Source organism: Streptomyces sp. NPDC026589 (assembly GCF_040638385.1).
Lineage (GTDB): Bacteria > Actinomycetota > Actinomycetes > Streptomycetales > Streptomycetaceae > Streptomyces.
The window spans coordinates 149,011-164,942 of record NZ_JBEZYG010000008.1 but is presented as its reverse complement, the minus strand read 5'-3'; the positions used below and the strand labels follow the sequence as shown (position 1 = coordinate 164,942).

The 15,932-nt window shown below is 71.4% G+C and carries 14 protein-coding genes; 12 read left to right on the top strand and 2 right to left on the bottom strand.

From position 1 onward, the window contains the following. Positions 1-57: 57 nt before the first annotated feature. Positions 58-1,380: an aspartate--tRNA(Asn) ligase gene (gene aspS, locus AB0F29_RS16285; RefSeq protein ID WP_361872379.1), complete on the top strand. Its 1,323-nt coding sequence runs from the start codon at positions 58-60 to the stop codon at positions 1,378-1,380. Between the two features lie 404 nt (positions 1,381-1,784). Here aspS and AB0F29_RS16280 read toward each other — a convergent pair whose 3' ends face one another. Then, positions 1,785-3,176, bottom strand: a complete 1,392-nt coding sequence (locus tag AB0F29_RS16280) for a hypothetical protein (protein WP_361872376.1) — start codon at positions 3,174-3,176, stop codon at positions 1,785-1,787. Positions 3,177-3,331: 155 nt separating this feature from the next. Then, positions 3,332-4,597, bottom strand: a complete 1,266-nt coding sequence (locus AB0F29_RS16275; protein ID WP_361872373.1) for an MFS transporter — start codon at positions 4,595-4,597, stop codon at positions 3,332-3,334. Between the two features lie 773 nt (positions 4,598-5,370). Here AB0F29_RS16275 and AB0F29_RS16270 point away from each other — a divergent pair. From AB0F29_RS16270 to AB0F29_RS16220, 11 genes are all read left to right on the top strand, one after another. Then, entirely contained in the window at positions 5,371-6,300 is a 930-nt protein-coding gene (locus AB0F29_RS16270; protein WP_361872370.1) for an acetaldehyde dehydrogenase (acetylating), read from the top strand. Next, a complete protein-coding gene (dmpG, locus tag AB0F29_RS16265; RefSeq protein ID WP_361872367.1) occupies positions 6,297-7,310 on the top strand; it encodes a 4-hydroxy-2-oxovalerate aldolase in 1,014 nt (337 codons plus the stop codon). Before AB0F29_RS16270 ends, dmpG begins: the two co-directional genes overlap by 4 nt. Positions 7,311-7,349: 39 nt before the next feature. Then, positions 7,350-8,219 carry a cupin-like domain-containing protein gene (locus tag AB0F29_RS16260; RefSeq protein ID WP_361872364.1) on the top strand — a complete coding sequence of 290 codons (870 nt, stop codon included), beginning with the start codon at positions 7,350-7,352 and terminating at the stop codon, positions 8,217-8,219. Next, positions 8,216-9,472 carry an aminotransferase class I/II-fold pyridoxal phosphate-dependent enzyme gene (locus AB0F29_RS16255; RefSeq protein WP_361872361.1) on the top strand — a complete coding sequence of 419 codons (1,257 nt, stop codon included), beginning with the start codon at positions 8,216-8,218 and terminating at the stop codon, positions 9,470-9,472. The genes AB0F29_RS16260 and AB0F29_RS16255 overlap by 4 nt, the downstream gene beginning before the upstream one ends. Then, positions 9,469-10,338, top strand: a complete 870-nt coding sequence (locus AB0F29_RS16250) for a CoA ester lyase (protein ID WP_361872358.1) — start codon at positions 9,469-9,471, stop codon at positions 10,336-10,338. The genes AB0F29_RS16255 and AB0F29_RS16250 overlap by 4 nt, the downstream gene beginning before the upstream one ends. Beyond that, positions 10,335-11,360 (top strand): ornithine cyclodeaminase family protein, encoded by a 1,026-nt coding sequence (locus AB0F29_RS16245; protein ID WP_361872355.1) that lies wholly within the window; start codon positions 10,335-10,337, stop codon positions 11,358-11,360. Before AB0F29_RS16250 ends, AB0F29_RS16245 begins: the two co-directional genes overlap by 4 nt. After that, on the top strand, positions 11,347-12,705 hold the full coding sequence (locus AB0F29_RS16240) for a hypothetical protein (RefSeq protein WP_361872352.1): 1,359 nt from the start codon (positions 11,347-11,349) through the stop codon (positions 12,703-12,705). The genes AB0F29_RS16245 and AB0F29_RS16240 overlap by 14 nt, the downstream gene beginning before the upstream one ends. Positions 12,706-12,794: 89 nt before the next feature. After that, positions 12,795-13,349: a MaoC family dehydratase gene (locus AB0F29_RS16235; RefSeq protein ID WP_361872349.1), complete on the top strand. Its 555-nt coding sequence runs from the start codon at positions 12,795-12,797 to the stop codon at positions 13,347-13,349. Between the two features lie 110 nt (positions 13,350-13,459). Beyond that, positions 13,460-13,909: a nuclear transport factor 2 family protein gene (locus tag AB0F29_RS16230; protein ID WP_361872346.1), complete on the top strand. Its 450-nt coding sequence runs from the start codon at positions 13,460-13,462 to the stop codon at positions 13,907-13,909. Further along, on the top strand, positions 13,906-15,111 hold the full coding sequence (locus tag AB0F29_RS16225; protein WP_361872343.1) for an MFS transporter: 1,206 nt from the start codon (positions 13,906-13,908) through the stop codon (positions 15,109-15,111). The genes AB0F29_RS16230 and AB0F29_RS16225 overlap by 4 nt, the downstream gene beginning before the upstream one ends. 76 nt (positions 15,112-15,187) lie before the next feature. Continuing rightward, positions 15,188-15,853, top strand: coding sequence for an ATP-dependent endonuclease (locus AB0F29_RS16220; protein ID WP_361872340.1), 666 nt, complete (start codon positions 15,188-15,190; stop codon positions 15,851-15,853). Positions 15,854-15,932: the final 79 nt, after the last annotated feature.

The window sequence follows — 15,932 nt, the reverse complement described above, 5'->3', positions numbered from 1 at the left end:
GAGTACCCTTCTCGCCCACGCTTCCAAGGGATCACGAAAGTGCCTGGGAGGGCCTTGATGATCCACGCGAACGAACGCGTACACCTGTCTGATCTGCGCCAACACGTGGGCAGGACGGTATCCGTCTGCGGATGGGTGAACACACTCCGACTCCAGCGCAAGATGCAGTTCCTCGTTGTCCGTGACCACACCGCGATGACCCAGGTAACACATCGTCGCGGTGGTGACGGCGACCCGGTGGAAGCCGCCCTGGAGTCCCTCAGCGCCGAGTCCGCCGTCCGCATCACGGGCCGGGTGGTCGACAACCCGGTGGTGAAGCTGGGCGGCCTCGAGATCGTCCCCGAGCGCGTCGAGGTCCTCAACCGGGCCGAGGCCCCACTGCCCACCGATGAGCGGAGCGGGCTGGAGCACCGGATGGACTGGCGGTTCCTGGACGTACGTATCCGCCCCGCGGCTCGTCTGCTGTTCGCCGTGCAGACCACGTTCGAGCAGGGCATGCGCGCGTACGCGTACGAGCAGGGGTGCACCGAGATGCACACGCCGAAGCTCATGGGCACCGCCAGTGAGAGCGGTGCCGAGGTGTTCAAGCTCGGATACTTCAACGGTTCCGCCTACCTTGCCCAGTCGCCCCAGTTCTTCAAGCAGATGGCCATCGCGGCAGGTATCGACCGCGTGTTCGAGATCGGGCCCGTCTTCCGGGCTGAGCCGTCGTTCACCAGCCGCCACGCGACCGAATTCACTGGCGTGGACGTGGAGTTGGCCTGGATCTCCGATGTCGAGGACGTGATGTGCTTCGAGGAACGGATGCTCGCTCACGCGATCGCCCTGGTCGCCGAGCGGCACGGCGACGCGATCGAGGAGACGTTCGGGGCGGAACTCGCCGTGCCCAAGACCCCATTCCCTCGCATCACCATGGCCGAGGCCCAGAGCATGCTGCGCGCCGATGGCTGGGATCCGGAGGGAGTGAAGGAGGACCTGGACCCCGAGGGGGAGCGTGCCCTCGCGGCGCTCATGCTCAAGGAGACCGGCCATGAGTTCGTGTTCGTGACGCACTATCCCACCGGTATCCGGCCCTTCTACCACATGCGTTCGGAGGACGACCCGGGGCTCACGCTCAGCTTCGACCTGCTGTGGAAGGGGCTGGAGATCACGACCGGGGCGCAGCGTGAGCACCGTTACGACCGGCTGATCGAGCAGGCCGCCGACAAGGGGATGGGCACCGACCCCCTGGAGGACTACCTGAACTGCTTCCGGTACGGCTGCCCGCCCCACGGGGGGCTCGGCATGGGCCTGGCCCGGGTCCTCATGGTGATGCTCGGCCTCGACTCGATCCGGGAGGCAACGTTCCTCTTCCGGGGCCCCCATCGTCTTACTCCCTAGGGCAGGAGAGGGAGGGTGGGGGGCCCGCCGACCGCCCATCCTTCCGCTCCGAGTGCCGTGCCGACGACCTCGCGCACGGTTGGCGGTGGGGCGTCCAAGGGGTCGGTGGAGTAGGTGTTCCATCTGCGACGAACAGTGCGCCATGGATCGGGTGGGTGGACCTTTCGAAGACGTGGGCGACCGCGGACTTCCACGGGCGAACGCTGCGCCGTGCGGGAGGGCCGATCGATGCCGACTTCTACGACATCGAGACCAGCGAGGAGTTCTGGGTCTCCGGTCCGCAGCGGGACCGTGCCGACACGCGCTACGCCCCCTCGGACCTGAGGCCGAGCCGGACACGGCCGATGCCTATGAAGCCTTCCTGGACGGCGCGCCTCTGCCGGGCCGGGCTCGGACGCGTGGGATCAGCGGTCGCCGCCGTGGAAGACGCAGCCGACCGTGGCGCCGCTGCCCATGCTGACGACCCCCACGGCCGGATCGGCGCTGCCCCGGACGAAGCCTCCCGCGTAGCCGTCGTCCTCGGCGCCGCGTGCGCTCAGGTAGAGGCCCCAGTTGAGGAAGAGTTCCCGCACGCCGCCGGCGCCGTCGGGAAACGGCTCGGCGGTGGGACGTACACGGCGCTGGAGTACGAACGGGCCGTCCATCGCCGAGGCGACCCTGCTCTCCCACTCGGCCGGGTCCACCGTCCAGCCGGCGATGATGCCGTTGCCGCCGTGCAGCAGCGTCGGCTTGAGGATCAGCTCGTGCTGGTGCCCCAGGGCGTGGGCGAGCAGGTCGACCCGGGTGCCGCCGGGGTCCGTGGCGCGGGGGCGCACGTACCGCGTCCACGGCAGGATCCGGTCGAGGCACGCCAGTTCGGCGGCATCGTAGCGGTCACGGTGCTCCTCGTCGGAGAGCATCGCCAGGGTGCCCTTGTTGCCGTACAGCTCGGCGTCCAGTCGGCTGAACAGGCCCAGCCTCCCCTGCTCGACCGCGGTCAGCAGCGGCTCCAGCTGGGCCGCCGCGGTGGGGTCGGTGAGGTCTTCGGGCAGGAAGTACCGGAAGACGACGTCGACGGTTCGGCCCGAGGCCGTCGGACGGCCGTTCGGGTACGTGATCGCGCCGAGGTCGCAGGCGATCCCCTCGACCCCGAAGTCGGCCAGTTTCTCGGCGAACACCCGCAGCCGAGGTCCCACGACGGCGAAGTTCTCCACCGTGTCCACCACGGCGACGACAGGGGCCCGGCCGGTGGGGATGTTCGCGGCGCACTCCGCGTACATGGTCCGCACCATGTGGCCCAGGGTGTCCTCGTAGCGCAGTCCGTGCCGCCGTACGAACTCTTCGAGCGGAGGATAGGCCAGCATCGCCCGGTTGATGTCCGCGTTCTCGAAGCCGCCGAGCGCACTGGTGATATTGAATTCGAGAAGCCTGAACCCCGTACCGTCGTGGTAGAGATCGGCCCGCCCCAGCGGGAGGAGCGACCCGGTCCGGGCGCTCCGCGTGATGAGCGCCGACTGCGAAGGGTCCAGCCCGACCGCCGCGGCCAGTGCGGTGACGCTTCCGCCGAACCCGCGCTCCGGCAGCGAGCGCAGCAGCCCGTAGACCGTGTGGAGGTCTCCCACGAGGGTGCGGAGCTCGCTCTCGCCGAGGAAGGCGGGGCCGGTCAGGAACCGGTCCTGGTACGCCAGTCTCAACGTGGCGGACTCCAGGGCCGCGGCCGTGGGGCGGCCAGTCGGCCCGTACCGCGCGAGTTGCTCCCCGTACGCGTGGCCCAGCCGCGACCTGGGCGGGGTGCGCGGACTCGTGGTCGTCGTCATGGGGTGTCCCTTTCCGGAGTGGGCACGTTCGGTACGGTGCCGCGTTCGGTGCGGTGCGGTCCAGGGGGGATGCGGTGCCGGTGCCGGTGCGGACCGGGGCGCTGCCGCGTTCGGCGCGGTGCGGCCGTCCCGCGGCGCGCCGGACGGCTGCCCGCTCAGTCCGTCTCCGTCGTGCGTGGAGCCGGGTCGGCGCGGGTGATCCACCGGCGGCGGGCGCCCACGAGGAGCCCCGTCGCGACCACCGCCATGACGACCGCGCCGGCCCCGAACACGGCGCGGGTGCCGACCTCCGCGGCGACGAACCCGCCGGCCGCCGCACCGACGGGCAGTCCGCCCCAGGCCACGAGCCGGTACACGCTGTTCGCCCGCCCGAGCAGGTGCTGCGGCACCAGGGTCTGCCGCAGCACGACCACGACGACGTTCCATGTCACCGTCCCGCAGGCGAAGATCGCGAGGGCCACGCCGGCCGCGTACACCGAGGGCACGGCGGCGAGCACCGTCTCGCTCGTGGTGATCAGGACGGCGGTGGCGACCAACGCACCTTCCCGGCCGAGCCGTTCCGTCAGCGCGGGCGCGAAGCGTGAGGCCAGGACGGCTCCCACCGCTTGGCAGGCGAGCAGGACGCCGTACCCGAACGGCCCCAGGCCGAGTTCCTTCCCGCTGTGCACCACGAGGACCGCGAGCATCGCGCTCCCGGCGAGGTTGATCAGACAGGACACCAGGGCGAGGCTGCGCAGCAGGTGATGCGAGAACAGCCATCTGGCGCCGGCCAGCATCTCCGACATCACGCCGGACCTGTCCGGTGCGCGCTCGACGGGCCTGGTGCGGCGGATGCGGCTGATCAGGACGGCGGAGCACAGGAAGGTGGCCGCGTCCACGCCGAAGGGCAGGGCCGTCGCCACACCGAACATCAGCGCGCCGAGGAGCGGACCGATGAAGCCGGTGCCGGCCTCCTGCGCGGCCATGATGCGGGCGTTGGCGGTGGAGAGACCCGCCTGCGGGGTGATGAAGGGGACGAGTACCTGGGCGGCGTTGCGGCAGAGGACCTCGCCGACGCCGAGCAGGAACATGCAGACGTAGAGCAGCGGCAACCCGCCCCAGCCGCCGAGGATCCCGAGGGTGAGCACCGCCAGCAGGACGGCCCGGCCGACGTCGACGCGCACCATCATCGCCCGGATGTCGATGCGGTCCACCAGCAGCCCCGCCGGGATGCCGAACAGCAGGAAGGGCGCGGTGAAGGCGACCGAGGCCGCGCCGATCAGGCGGGGGTCGTCGGTCAGACGGGTGGCCAGCAGGGGCGCGGCGGCGATCGTGGCCCCGTCACCGAGCGACGACACCGCGGCGGACCACCACAGCCGGGAGAAGTCACGTCCCAGAACGGGCCGTTGCGCGTCGGCCTTGTCGGTCGTCGACGCGGTCATGAGCGCGCGTGGCGGCGCAATCGGCAGTACATTGCCTCCCCCTTCGATGTGGCTGCCCCGCCGTCGACGCCCCACCAGCCCGTCGTCGTGCGCCGAGACCCGCGCAGCCAGGTGCACGGGGTTCCCGAGAGTAGTCGGCGTCCGCGGTGGAGTCGAGGGAGAGATCAGGTCCTGCGGGGAAAGGCACGTATCCGGCGCTCAGGTGGCCGGGAGGAGCCGCCGAGCGCCTCCCCCGAAGATCAACCCATGCGCGAATGAGGGGGGTTGTGTCCTGCGGTCTTCTGATATGTTCACCGCCGCTGGGCGGGTGAATCGGCGGCCGGCGACGTGCGTGCAGGGGAGGACATGCCGTCAACGGGGCTTCAGCACACCGAGTCAAGCCTCCGGTTCGCGCTCACGGCCGATTGTTTCGGCGCGACGACCTGCGGCCGGTGATTCCTCGTTCTCCACGTGCGACCGCGCATCGCCTCACTGATGCTTCACCTCTCGGCGGCCGACCGGCACAGATGACCGACCGACGGTCGCCCGAGGCAGGTGGGAGAGGCATCGTGACCGACCGCGTCGGACACGGTCCGGAACGGACGGAGATCCCGGTGAGGCACCCGGCCGCCCGCGGCCAGGACCGCCACGGAGCAGCCGCGCGCAGATGGAAGGGTGGGAACAACGTTCATGAGAACCTACGAACCCGACGCGGCGAGACAGACGACCGGCGCCCGCCGTCGCCACTCACAGCCTCCGCCGGCCCCCCGCCTCCGGCGCCCCGGAGGCATCCGTTGAGTCTCGCGGCGCGCCTGACGAACGCCAGTCCGGACATCGTCGAGACCGTGACGGTCGCCGTCATCGGCACCGGGGCGATCGGGCGGGACCTGGTCAGCAAGATCGACCGGTCGCCCGGGCTGGACTGCCGGCTGGTCGCCGGGCGCAATCCGGAGTCGGCGGGCCTGCGCTACGCCGCGAGCCTCGGCTGCGCCACCACCGCCGCGGGCATCGAGGCCGTACTGGCGGCGCCGATCCCGTTCGACGTCGTCTTCGACGCCACCAGCGCCGCGTCCCACCGGGCCCACTGGCCGCTGCTGGAGCCGCTCGGGACGCTGGTGATCGACCTGACCCCCAGCAAGGTCGGGCAGATGGTGGCGCCCACCGTGACCGGGGTCGCGGCCGAGGCCGCGCGCAACGTCAATCTGATCAGCTGCGGAGGCCAGGCGTCCGTTCCGGTCGTGCACGCGCTCGCGGCCCGGTTCCCGGTGACGTACCTGGAGGTCGTGTCGACCGTGGCGAGTGACGTGGCCGGCCGCGCGACCAGGCTGAACCTCGACGAGTACGTGACGGCCACCGGTCACGCCGTCACGGCGTTCTCCGGCGTGAGCGACGTCAAGGTGATCCTCAACATCAGCCCGGCGGTGCCGCCGGCCACCTTCCGCACCGTCATCCATGCCCGGGTGCCCGACGCCGACGCGGCGGCGGTGCGAGCGGTGGTCGACCGGGCGGCCGAGCAGGTACGGTCCTTCGCCCCCGGGTACGAGGTCGTCGCCTGCACCGCCGCCGACGACCTGGTGACGATCGTCCTCAAGGTCACGGCGCACAGCGACGTCCTGCCGCCGTACGCGGGGAACCTCGACATCATCAACGCCGCCGCCGTCATGGTCGCCGAGCAGTACGCGGCCCGCCCCGACCGGGCGTCCCGGACGGGGGCGTCGTCGTGAGACAAGTGGTGATCCACGACCCGACGTTGCGCGACGGTCAGCACGCCGTCCGCCACCGGCTCGGCCTGACCGCACTGCGCCGCTACGCGGAAGCGGCGGACGCGGCGCGGATCCCGGTGGTGGAGGTCGGCCACGGCAACGGTCTGGGCGCCTCCTCGTTGCAGGTCGGGCTTGCCGCGGCGACCGACGACGAGATGCTCTCCACGGTCCGCGAGGCGCTGAGCCACAGCCGGCTGGGCACCTTCATGCTGCCCGGCTGGGGCACCTCCGACGACCTACGGCGGGCGATCGCCCACGGGGTCGACGTCTTCCGCGTCGGCGTGCACGCCACCGAGGCGTCCTTGGCCGAGCACCATCTGGGCTTCCTCCGGGACGCGGGCGTCGAAGCCCACTGCGTCCTGATGATGAGTCACATGGCCTCCCCCGGCGAGCTGGCCGAGCAGGCCGCGCGGGCCGTCGGATACGGGGCGCAGGGTGTGGGGATCATGGACTCCGCGGGGCACTTCCTGCCTCCCGACGTCACCGCGCGGATCGGCGCGATCGTCGAGGCGGTCGACACCGTCCCGGTGATCTTCCACGGGCACAACAACCTCGGTATGGCCGTCGCCAACTCGGTGGCCGCCGCCGACGCCGGAGCCCTGATCATCGACGGCTGCGCCCGTGGCTTCGGAGCCGGGGCGGGCAACACCCAGCTCGAAGTGCTGGTACCGGTGCTGGAGCGGAGCGGGTTCGCCACGGGCATCGACCTGTACGCGCTGCTGGACGCCGCCGACCTCGCCGAGCGCGAACTCATGCCGGCACCTCCGGTGACCGCCTCGATGAGCATCGTCAGCGGTCTGGCCGGAGTCTTCTCCGGGTTCAAGCACCGGGTCGTCGAACTCTCCGGGGCCGCGGGCGTGGACCCGCGCGAAGTCTTCTTCGAACTCGGCCGGCGGCAGGCCATCGCCGGCCAGGAGGACCTGATCGTGGACGTGGTGGCGGAGTTGAGCGCCCGCGGGACCGACGGCTGACGCGGAACGAGACCCGGCGAAGAGAGGAGGACCAGCGACATGGCAGTTCCGCAAGCTGTGCCCGGGTCGAACGGGACAGCGGGGGTCGAGATCACCCGTATGTCGTTCGACGAGTTCCTGGCCGTGGGCCCCCGGGGGCTGTACCAGGCCGACCGCCCCGTGGTGATCAAGCTGCCGGCCGATGTGCAGGGACTCGGACGGGACGAAGTGGCCGCGCGCCTGGCCGAGATGACCGTCACCCTGTTCACCGAGCCGGGCGACAAGAACCATCCGGGGCGCTGGGAGACACGGGACATCAAGCTCCGCGAGTTCTTCGCGGACGAGCAGCACCTGACCAGCACGGACACCTGGCACCGGGTGGTGTCGAACATCCGCAGCAGTCCTGCCGACGTGAACGCCGTCATCGGGTTCGACGCCGAGGAGTTCTTCGGCTACGGCGACAGCCTGTACGCGGCCAACCTGTGGATCAGCCACCGGGGCGTGTTCACCAAGAACCACTTCGACGAGTTCGAGAACTTCAACATCGCGTTGGAGGGCCGTAAGCGGTTCATCATCGCTCCACCGGGCGTTCGGGCGTACTACCCGAGGTCGGTACTGCGCGGGTTCGGCGACAAGTCGAACGTGGTCGACCTCGACGACGTCGACCTGTCCCGCTACCCGAGGCTCGCGGCCAAGCTCGCCCGACGCCGCGACTTCGTCCTGGAACCGGGCCACATGCTCTACCTGCCGCTCGGCTGGTGGCACCAGGCCGAGTCGCTGGGCGAGATGAACATCAACGTCAACTTCTGGCTCAAGTCCAAGAAGATCCTCCGCAGGCCGCACGTGCTCGGCGTCGCCCTGTACACGTACGCCTACCGGAGGCTCAAGGGCGTCTACAGCTACAAGCCCACCGAGGGGAACTCCCGATGAGCGAGCGCAGGACGATCACCCCCACCCACCGGTACCGCAACAACGACAAACTCATCGGGATCGGCAACGCCTTCTGGAACCAGTCCTACGAGAACGGGGTCGCCGGAATCGTCGGCGACCTGGAGGACGGCGTGTTCCACATGCCCGACGGGCATGAATTCGTCAACTTCACCGTCTGCTCCTACCTGGACCTGGACACCCACCCCAAGGTCATCGACGGCGCGGTCGCCTCGCTGCGCCGCTTCGGGGTACTCGACCACTGCATCCCGCGCACCCGCGTCCAGACACCGGTGCTGCTGGAGCTGGAGGAGTCGCTGGGCGAGCTGTTCGGCGCGACGGTGATCAGTGCGATCTCCACCGCGGCGGCCAGCACCGGTCTGCTGCCGATGATCGCCTCGGGGCACCTCGGCAACGGCGTCAAGCCGCTGATGGTCTTCGACAAGAACGCCCACGTCTCCCTGGCCAACGCCAAGCCGAGCTGTGCCGACGAGAGCGAGGTCGTGACCTGCGGCCACCACGACCTCGACTTCGTCGAGGACATGTGCCGCACCTACGAACGCGTCTGTTACGTGGTGGACGGCTCGGACAGTCTCGGAGGCTACGCGCCCGTCGAGGAGCTGGCCGAACTCCAGGAGAAGTACAACCTCCTGGTCTTCTACGACGACTCGCACTCGCTGTCCGCGTACGGCGAACGCGGCATCGGCTACGTACGCACGCACTCCCCGGTGCTCGACGAGCGGACCATCACCGTGGCGACCCTGACCAAGGGCTTCGGAGCCGGAGGTACGGCGATCCTCCTCGACGGCTACCCCGAGGAGACGCGCCGGATCGTCGAACGGTTCGCGGGCCCGCTGGGCTACTCGCAGAAGATGAACGCCGCCGCGGTCGGCGCGGCACTCGCCTCGGCCGAGATCCACCGTACCGAGGAACTCACGCGGCTACAGGGGCGCCTGCGCTCCAACATCGCGCTGTTCGACTCGCTGGTCATGACCGAGCAGGCCGAGGGCACCTACCCGATCCGGGTGGTGCCGATGAGCGACGACACGGTCGTCGAGGCCGCCAAACAGGTCTTCGCGGCCGGGTTCTACACCTCACCGGTGTTCTTCCCGATCGTCGCCCGCGGTACCGCAGGACTGCGGGTCATGCTGCGGGCCGGCCAGAGCGCCGACCAGATCAAGCGGCTCTGCACCGCGCTGACCGAGGCCGGGGCGCGCCCGGCGGGCACCACACTCCCCGGGGCGGTGAACCGGTGACCGGGGCGGCCAGGGCGATTCCGCGCAGCATCCTCTACACGCCGGCCCTGTCGCCGGAGAAGGTGGTGAAGGCCTGGTCGTACGACGCGGACGTCCACCTGATCGACCTGGAGGACTCCGTACCGCCCGCCGAGAAGCAGGCCGCCCGCGCGGTCTGCCGGGCCGCGCTGGAGAAGACGCCGAGACCGGCTGACGTCGCCGTGCGGATGAACGAACTCGGCAGCCTCGCGGGGGTCCAGGACGTCCTGATGCTGGCCGAGGGCCCGGTGCGGCCCGGCATCGTCCTGATGACGATGGTGACCTCGGCGGACGAGGTCGACCTGCTGCGCCGGATGCTGGCCTCGGCGGGCGCGTCCCCCGAGATCTACGTGACGGTGGAGACGGTCGAGGCGGTCACCCGCATCGACTCCATCGCGCGCGCCGCCGACGGCCTGGTGCTCGGCTCGGCCGACCTGGCCGCCACACTCGGTGTCGACATCAGCTGGGAGGCCATGCTGGCCGCCCGGCAGGCGATGGCGATGGCCTGCGCCCGGCACGGCACGGCGTGCGTCGACACCGCCAACTACCGGCTCGCCGAACCGGCGGTCCTCGCCGAGGAGACCACCCGGGCGCGGGCGCTCGGCTTCCACGGCAAGGCGACGGTCCACCCGGGCGAACTCGACGTGATCAACCGCCTCCTGCGGCCCCGCCCCGAAGAGCTGGGACAGGCCCGCCGAGTGGTGGAGGCCGTCGCGGCGGCCGACGGCGGGATCGCCGTCCTGGAGGGCAACATGGTCGGCCCGCCGTTCGCCCGGCTGGCCCGCACCACCGTGGCGCGCGAGGACGCCTGGACGCGCCGGTTCGGCCGCGCCGGAGGAACGGCGTGAGCGCGCCGGTGATGGTCCGGGCCGCCGACATGGCCGGAACCCGGCGGATGGTCCGCGTGGTCGACGTACTCGGCGAGATGTTCGTCGACCTGGCCGCCGGCCGCACCCGCTCCCCGGCCCGCACGGTGCTCGAACACGGCGACCGGCGCGTCCTCCTGGTCAGCCCCGCCGTCTGGGAGCGGCGCGCGGTGGGCAGCGTCAAGGTCACCACGCTCACCCCCGACAACCCGGTACGCGGGCTGCCGCTGATCCACGGGATCGTCGCGCTCACCGACCTGGAGACCGGGCAGATCACCGCCCTCCTGGACGGCGCCGAACTCACCGCCGTCCGCACCGGCGCCGTCGCCGCACTGGCGACCCGCTGGTGCACGCCCGACGACGCCGACGACCTGGCGGTGATCGGCGCGGGGGTCCAGGCGCGCGCCCTCTTCCGGGCGGTGACGGCGGTCCGCCCGATCCGTCACCTCCGCGTCCACTCGCGCACGCGCGCCGGTGCCGAGGAGTTCGCCGACTGGATCCGCGACACCGCACCACGGCCCGTCCACGTGACGGTCTGCGCCACCGCGAGGGACGCCGTCACCGACGCGGCGATCATCTGTACGGCCACCTCGACCGACGACGGCACCCCCGTGGTGGAGGCGGACTGGGTGACCCCCGGGGCGCATGTGAACGTGATCGGCGGAACCCACCCGGACGCCGTCGAGCTCGCCCCCGCCCTGCTGGCCGACGCCGTGACCGTCGTCGAGGACCGGACCGCGGCGCTGGACGGCGCGGGTGAGATCCGGGCCGCACTGGCCGGCGGCCTGATCAAGGCCGAGGACCTGTACGAACTGGGCAGCCTGGTGAGCGGCCAGGTCGACGTCACCGGCCGGACCACGGTCCTGCGCACGGTCGGCATGGCCATCGAGGACACCGCCGCCGCGGTGGCGCTGTTCGAGGAGCACCGTACGGCCGAGCAGACAACCGGCGGCCCGGCCGCCGTCCCGCCGACAGAGGAGGAAGCGCCGGATGGACACGCATGAGGACCTCGGTCCGGGCCACGGGCACCCGTGGTTCGGCCGCCACCGGCTGAGGCCCGCCGCGTCGGCCGACGCGATCCGGCGGATGCTGCGGCACGAGCTGCGGGACACCGGCTGGCCGTACCAGAAGGTTCTTCCCGCGGCGCCGCTGGCGATCCCGCGCGCGTCCTACGCCGAGATCTTCCGGGTGAGCGTCGCGCTGGTCGATCTGCTGCGCCGTGCCGCCCTGGAGAGCGGGCGCACCACCGCCGACCGGCTGACCGCCTACGCGATGCCCGCCACCGAGGACCGGCTGTGGGCGTGCGACCCGTTCGTCGAGGAGCGGTACGCCGACTCCGTGGTCCGTCCGGATCTGGTCATCGGGCCCGACGGGCCGCAGTTCCTGGAGTTCAACGTCAGCGGTGCGCTCGGTGGCGTGGTGGAGACCCAGAGCCGTCTGGCGGTGTGGCGCGCGCTGCACGCCGACGAGGAGGGCCGGGCCCCGTTCCGGTCGCCGAGCCCGTTCGCCGCACGCGCCGAGATGTTCCGGTCGCTCAGCGCGGAGTCGGCGGTGGCGCCGAGGGTGGCCGTCGTCGGCAGCGCCCGGGTGACCGGCGTGGAGCGGCGGTACTTCGAGATGGAGGCCGACTACTACAACAGCCACGGCCTGACCGCACGCTTCTTCGAACCGGAGGAGCTGCCGGAGGCGTGGGACTGCGCCCCGCATCTGCGCTATCCGGTCGGACTGCGGAACTTCACCATTCCGGACTGGCTCGACGCGGGCCTCGACACCACTCCGGTCCAGGACGCCCTGGACCACGGTTGCCTGCTGGTGGGCACCCAGACATCGACGTTCCTGCACAGCAAGCTCACCATGGGGCTCCTGTCGGAGGGACGGCCCTGGATGACCGAGGGCGAGCGCGGGCTCATCGCGCGGTACCTGCCGTGGACGCGGATCCTCTCCGAGCGCAGGACCGACCGCGAGGGACAGCAGGTCGACCTGGTGCCGTTCGTGCTGAAGAACCGCGAGCGGCTGGTACTCAAGGCCGCGCTCGGGGAGAGCGGACAACAGGTGATCATCGGCCGCGAAGCCGAACAGGCCGCGTGGGAGTCGGCCGTCGGTGAGGCCGTCCAGGGCCGCACCAGCGTGGTGCAGGAGTTCGTGGAGCCGGGGACCTGCCGGGTATCGCTGATCGCCGACGGGGTCGACGAGCCGTACGACGCCGATGTCGCGCCGGTGCTGGGGCCCCTGATATTCGGTGGCCGGCCGGCCGGGCTGTTCTGCCGGTTCTTCGGCGACGGCTCCGCCGGGATCGTCAGTGTCCGGGGCGGAACGAGCAGCTCCGACAACGTGATGGTGGCGATCTGACCGCAGCACCGCTCACGCCCAGCCCCGCGTACCACTGCGCCCGCCCGCGCCGCCCCTGATCGAGTGACATCACCGGAGAGATGCCGCACATGACCCTGCGTCACGTCAAGGACAACGAGTACGTCGAGGAGCACGGCGGGGACTACGAGGACTTCGAACCGGGCATGGTGATCCGGCACTGGCCGGGCCGTACCCTCTCCGAGGCCGACAACACCTGGCTGACCCTGCTGACGATGAATCAGCACCCGCTCCACTTCGACCAGCACTACGGCGCCGGCGCCGAGTACGGAAGGGTCCTGGTGAACAGCGGCATCACGCTGTGCCTGGTCGGCGGGATGACCGTGCAGGCGCTGTCGGCGCGGGCGGTGGCCAACCTGGGCTGGGACCGGGTCCGTCTGAAGAGCCCCGTCTTCGTCGGCGACACCCTCTACGCGACGAGCCGCATCCTCGACAAGCGGCTGTCCCGGTCCCGGCCGGGGCAGGGCATCATCACGGTGGAGACGACCGGCACCAAGTCGACGGGGGAGACCGTCATCGTCTTCGAGCGGTCCTTCATGGTCCGCTGCCGGGAGCTGCCCGACCCACCGACGGGCCAGGACCCCGAGGGCCCGACCGCCGCTGTCGAAGGAGGCCCGCCCGCGTAGCGCACGGAACCGCAGGCCCCGTACCCGCGACCCGGGCCCGTTCCGTTCCTGGGCGCCCGCCCGGCCGCCCAGGAACTGCGACCCGCGTGCCCCGCGGCTACGCTCGAACGATGGAAGACAGCGGAGCCGGCTCCGGGCCGCCGCCGAACGACGCCGACGCCCAGGACCCTGCGGTACAGGCCCGGCTCGTCGCCCTGGTGGAGGAGTGGTCCGCCGCGATCGTCTCGAACGACGTGCCGCGGATCAGGGCCTTCATGGCGGACGACTGGGTCATCGTCTCCGAGTCCGGCATCACGGACCGGGACGCGTTCCTCGGCCACGTCGCGTCCGGCGACCTGACCCACTCGGCGATGCGGGCCATCAGCCCTTCGAGGATCCGCGTCCACCAGGACACCGCCACGGTCACCGCACGGATGACGAACACGGCCCACTACGGTGGCCGCCGCTTCGACGCCGACGAATGGGTCACGGACGTCTTCGTCCGGCGGGACGGCCGCTGGCTGTGCGTGCTCACCCACATCACCTCCGCCGCCCCGACGGACCCTCCGTCCGACGCATGAGCCGGACGCCCGGCTCCGCGCACCGCGGGAAACGCCTCGGTTACCCGGCAGCGGCGGCCGTCTTCGCCATCGGTATGGCGGGCACCACGCTCCCCACACCGCTCTACGGCCTCTACCGGGAACAGCTCGGCTTCTCCGAGCTGATGGTGACCGTGGTGTTCGCCGTCTACGCCCTCGGAGTGATCGCCACCCTGCTGCTCGCCGGGAACGTCTCCGACGAAGCGGGGCGGCGACCCGTGCTCCTGGCCGCCCTGGGCTTCTCGGCGGCCAGTGCCTTCTGTTTCCTCTTCGAGGGCGGGCTCCCCGCCCTCTTCGCCGGACGTCTGCTCTCCGGGTTCGCCGCCGGACTGCTGAGCGGCGCGGCGACGGTCACCGTGATGGAACTGGCCCCGCCGGGACGCGCGGCCCGGGCGGGGCTCGCCGCGACCGCCGCGAACATGGGCGGCCTGGGGTGCGGCCCGCTGCTGTCCGGGCTGCTCGCCGAGTACGCCCCCTGGCCCCTGCGGCTGCCCTTCGCCGTACACCTGGCGCTGATCGCCGTGGCCGCCGTACTGACCTGGTTCCTTCCCGAGACGGTCGCTTCCGCCCGGGTACGGGAAGTGCGGCTGCGGCCCCAGGGCCTGGCCGTCCCGCCCGCGATGCGCGGCGTGTTCGCCACCTCGGCGCTGGCCGCCTTCGCCGGGTTCTCCCTGCTGGGCCTCTTCACCGCGGTAGCCCCCGCGTTCGTGGCCGAGACGCTCGACGTACACAACCTGGCCCTGACGGGACTCGTCGTCTTCTCCGTCTTCCTCGCCTCGACGGCCGGGCAGGCCCTCATGGGGCGGGCCGGCGAACGGCGGGCCCTGCCCGGCGGCTGCTTCGTCCTGGTCGGGGGCCTTCTCCTGGTGGGCGCCTCGTTGCTCTTCACCTCGCTTCCCCTGCTCATCGCCGGTGCGCTGTGCGGCGGCCTCGGCCAGGGGCTCGCGTTCCGGGGCGCGGTGACGGCGATCAGCGCCGCCGCGCCGGCCGAACACCGGGCCGCGACCGTGTCCGCCTTCTTCGTCATCGCCTACCTCGGCATCTCCCTGCCCGTGGTCGGCGTCGGCGCCCTCACCCTGGGCATCGGACTCAGGAACGCCGGACTGACCTTCGCCGGCTGTGTCCTGGCGCTCGCCCTCGGCGTCGGCCTGTACCTGGCGCGCAGGCCTCCCGCACCCCGGTGATGTACCCGGGGCAGCCCCGGCCGACGTACCGGAAAACCCTTGCCGTGCCCCCCGATCACGGTGCGAGACTGGCTCCGTGGACACAGCGACGCGCTTGCGGCAGACGGTCGTCTCCTGGGCCGCGGGCGACAGGGAGGCGCCCGCGCCCGCCGAGGCCGGGGCCGCCCGTGCGCTGGCGGCCGACCTGAGCCTGCGCACCGTGGTGCTCGTCGAGGGCGTCAGCGACCGGGCGGCGGTCGAGGCCCTCGCCGAACGCCAGGGGCGCACCCTGAGCGCCGAGGGCGTCGTGGTCGTGCCGCTCGGGGGCGCCACCAGCGTCACCCGCTATCTGCGCCTGCTGGGGCCCGACGGGCTCGACACCCGGCCCGCCGGTCTGTGCGACGCGGCGGAGGAGCGCTTCTTCGTCCAGGGCCTGGAGCGGACCGGCTTCGGCACCGCCCGGACCCCCGACGAACTGGCGGCGCTGGGCTTCTTCACCTGCCGCGCCGACCTGGAGGACGAGCTGATCCGGGCGCTCGGCACCGACGGCGTCCAGCAGGTCATCGACGACCAGGGAGACCTGCGCACCTTCCGGATCTTCCAACGCCAGCCCGCCCAGCGGGAGCGGACGGTCGAGGCGCAGTTGCGGCGTTTCATGGGGACCATCGGCGGCAGAAAGGAGCACTACGCGCGAGCGCTCACGGACGCACTGGACCTCGCACGCCTGCCGGAACCGCTGGACGGCCTCCTTTCCCACGTCTGACCGAGGGAGTTGCTGACCACCCTTCCCGGGGAAACGCCAGAGCCGCGCGGACGACGACGACCGCGCGGCTCCGGAACCG